This is a genomic window from Streptomyces sp. P5F9, assembly GCF_057961495.1.
In genome coordinates this window covers 1-3,087 of the sequence record NZ_JBXVPZ010000733.1, presented here as the reverse complement: position 1 = coordinate 3,087, position 3,087 = coordinate 1, and the positions used below count along the sequence as shown (strand labels likewise).

General features: G+C 67.0%; 3 protein-coding genes. 1 reads left to right on the top strand and 2 read right to left on the bottom strand.

Annotated features, from left to right (window positions below):
- Positions 1 to 78: 78 nt before the first annotated feature.
- Positions 79 to 1,671, bottom strand: coding sequence for an MDR family MFS transporter (locus AC31A1_RS49230; protein WP_489659565.1), 1,593 nt, complete (start codon positions 1,669 to 1,671; stop codon positions 79 to 81).
- Positions 1,672 to 1,798: 127 nt separating this feature from the next.
- On the opposite strand from AC31A1_RS49230, the gene AC31A1_RS49225 reads away from it, so the two are divergent.
- On the top strand, positions 1,799 to 2,407 hold the full coding sequence (locus tag AC31A1_RS49225; RefSeq protein ID WP_489659564.1) for a TetR/AcrR family transcriptional regulator: 609 nt from the start codon (positions 1,799 to 1,801) through the stop codon (positions 2,405 to 2,407).
- Here AC31A1_RS49225 and AC31A1_RS49220 read toward each other — a convergent pair.
- Complete coding sequence (locus tag AC31A1_RS49220; RefSeq protein ID WP_489659563.1) at positions 2,404 to 2,985, bottom strand: M23 family metallopeptidase; 582 nt, start codon at positions 2,983 to 2,985, stop codon at positions 2,404 to 2,406. The genes AC31A1_RS49225 and AC31A1_RS49220 overlap by 4 nt on opposite strands.
- Positions 2,986 to 3,087: the final 102 nt, after the last annotated feature.

Here is a 3,087-nt window from a genome sequence, read left to right as displayed (position 1 = left end):
CCCCCACACCCCCCACACACAAAGAAGGCCCCCCGTGGCGGACACCAACCGGGGGGCCTTCAGCTCACTGTCGGCGAATCACACGGCCTCGACGATCGACGCCGGCGCCACCGCTTCCGCATCCTCGCCGCGCGCACCCGCAGCCGGCCCCGCCCCCTTCAGCGGAACCTCCTTCACGAACACCGCGGCGATCATCGCGACCACAGCGACCACGGCCCCCAGCAGGAACGCGGAGTGGATACCGGCGGACACCGCGTGCTGATACGCCTCCCGCGCCACCGCCGGCAGCTTCGCCAGACTCGCGGCGTTGAGCGTCGCGGACTGCTCGGTCACCTTGGACCCCAGCGCACCGGCCCGCTCGGCCATGACGTCCTGCACCCGGTTGTTGAACAGCGCCCCCATGATGGCGACACCGAACGACGAACCCAGCGTCCGGGACAACGTGCTCGTGGAGGACGCGACACCCATGTCCTTCATCTGCACGCTGTTCTGCGCGACCAGCATGGTGATCTGCATCAGACAGCCCATGCCGAGCCCGACGACGGCCATGAACACACCGGACATGAACCGGGTCGTGTCCGTGTCCATGGTCGACAGCAGGTACAGGCCGACACCCATCAGGACGCTGCCGACGACCGGAAACACCTTGTACTTACCGGTGTTGGTGGTCACCCGTCCCGCGACCATCGAGGTCACGAGCATCGCGCCGAGCATCGGCAGAAGCAGCAGCCCGGAGTTGGTCGCGGACGCGCCCTGCACGGACTGCTGGTACAGCGGCAGGAACAGCGTCGCACCGAACATCACGAACCCGGTGATGAAGCCGATGATCGCCATCAGGGTGAAGTTGCGGCTGCGGAAGATGTGCAGCGGTACGACCGGCTCGGCGGCCTTGGTCTGCCAGAACACGAACCCGACGAGCGCGGCCACACCGAGCCCGATCAGTTCCATGATCCGCACGGAGGTCCAGGCGTACTGCGAACCGCCCCACGTGGTGACGAGCACGATCGAGGTGATGCCGACGGTCAGCAGCCCGGCGCCCAGGTAGTCGATCCGCGCCTGCGACCGCTTCTTCGGCAGGTGCAGTACGGCACTGATCGCGGCGAGCGCGATGACGCCGAGCGGCAGGTTGATGTAGAAGGACCAGCGCCAGCCCCAGTTGTCGGTGATGGTGCCGCCGACCAGCGGTCCGCCGATCATCGCGAGCGCCATGACGCCGGCCATCATGCCCTGGTACTTGCCCCGCTCACGCGGCGGGATGAGGTCACCGATGATCGCCATGACGCCGACCATCAGACCACCGGCACCGAGACCCTGGATGGCCCGGAAACCGATCAACTGCCCCATGTCCTGCGCCATACCGCTCAGCGCGGAACCGGCCAGGAAGATCACGATCGAGGTCATGAAGGCGCCCTTGCGCCCGTACATGTCACCGAGCTTGCCCCACAGGGGCGTGGAGCTGGCCGTGGCGAGCGTGTACGCGGTCACGACCCACGACAGGTGCTCCAGCCCGCCCAGCTCACCGACGATCGTCGGCATGGCCGTACCCACGATCATGTTGTCGAGCATCGCGAGCATCATCGTGATCATCAGCGCGAGCAGGACGACCCGCACGCTCTTCGGCTGTTTCTCGGTCTCCCCGGGACCGGTGTCCACGGTCTGTGTGTCCGCCATCTTTCCCACTCCCCTTGTACTGCCTCCGGCCGACTACTTACTTGCCGCCCGGCTAGTTGACTACACTCAGGGAAAGTAGACCCGTAACTAGCCGGGCGTCAAGTAAGTTTGCTGGAGCATGAGAAGAATGGGCGGCACCATGGACGGCACCAAGCGGCAGCGTCGCGGAGACACCCGCCAGCGCATCCAGGACGTGGCGCTCGAACTCTTCGCCGAGCAGGGCTACGAGAAGACCTCGCTGCGCGAGATCGCCGAGCACCTGGACGTCACGAAGGCGGCGCTCTACTACCACTTCAAGACCAAGGAAGAGATCCTCGTCAGCATCTTCCAGGACCTGACGAAGCCGATCGAAGACCTGATCGAGTGGGGTCGCGGCCAGCCCCACACCCTGGAGACCAAGCAGGAAATCGTACGGCGCTACGGCGACGCGCTCGACGGCGCGACCCCGCTGTTCCGCTTCATGCAGGAGAACCAGGCGACAGTACGGGACCTGCGCATCGGCGAGCGCTTCAAGGAGCGGATGCGCGGCCTGCGGGAGATCGTGATCAACCCCGAGGCGAGCCTGGTCGACCAGGTCCGTGCCCTCGGCGCGATCTTCACGCTGCACGCCGGCATGTTCGCCGTGCAGGACCTCGAAGGCGACCCCGAGGACAAGCGCAAGGCCGTCCTGGAGGTCGCCACCGACATGATCACGCAGGCCCACGCGGGCACGAAGCCCGCCCGGGACGGGTCCTAGACGGAGACACCCTTGCCGCGCAGGAACGCGACCGGGTCTATCGCCGAGCCGTAGTTGGCGGTCGTGCGGATCTCGAAGTGCAGGTGGGGACCGCTGGAGTTGCCGGTGCTGCCGGACAGCGCGATGTGCTGACCGGTACTGACGACCTGGCCGACCTTCACGTCGATGCGCGAGAGGTGGGCGTACTGGGAGTACGTGCCGTTGCCGTGCTTGATGACGATGGCGTTTCCGTACGCGGCACCGTCGCCCGCGCCGTTGCCGCCGGCCTTGACGACGGTCCCGCCGTGCGCGGCGACGACGTTGGTACCGCTGGCCACGGCGAAGTCCTGCCCGCTGTGGGTGGACTGCCACATGCTGCCGGCCTGGGCGAAGCTCGCGGACAGCGTGTACTTCTTCACCGGGTCGACCCAGGAGGCGGCGACCTTCGCACTGACGGCCTTCGGCGCGACGGTCGAGGAGGCGGCGCTGGCGACCCCGGCACCCAGTACGGCGGTGGCCCCCAGTCCGACGGCCAGGACAGCCACACGGGTGCGGAGCGAAGACGTACGGGAAGAGCGGGACGTGGCGCGCTGGAACATCGAAACCTCACGAGGGACGGGGACAGAAAAACCACCCGGCACGCATACGGCCGCCGGATGGCACGTTCATTGGTAACCCCGGACCCCGCGGACCCCCAAACC

Coding starts and splice junctions, on each gene's coding strand:
- AC31A1_RS49220 (WP_489659563.1), bottom strand. CDS start 2,985: ATGTTCCAGCGCGCCACGTCCCGCTCTTCCCGTACGTCTTCGCTCCGC.
- AC31A1_RS49230 (WP_489659565.1), bottom strand. CDS start 1,671: ATGGCGGACACACAGACCGTGGACACCGGTCCCGGGGAGACCGAGAAA.
- AC31A1_RS49225 (WP_489659564.1), top strand. CDS start 1,799: ATGGGCGGCACCATGGACGGCACCAAGCGGCAGCGTCGCGGAGACACC.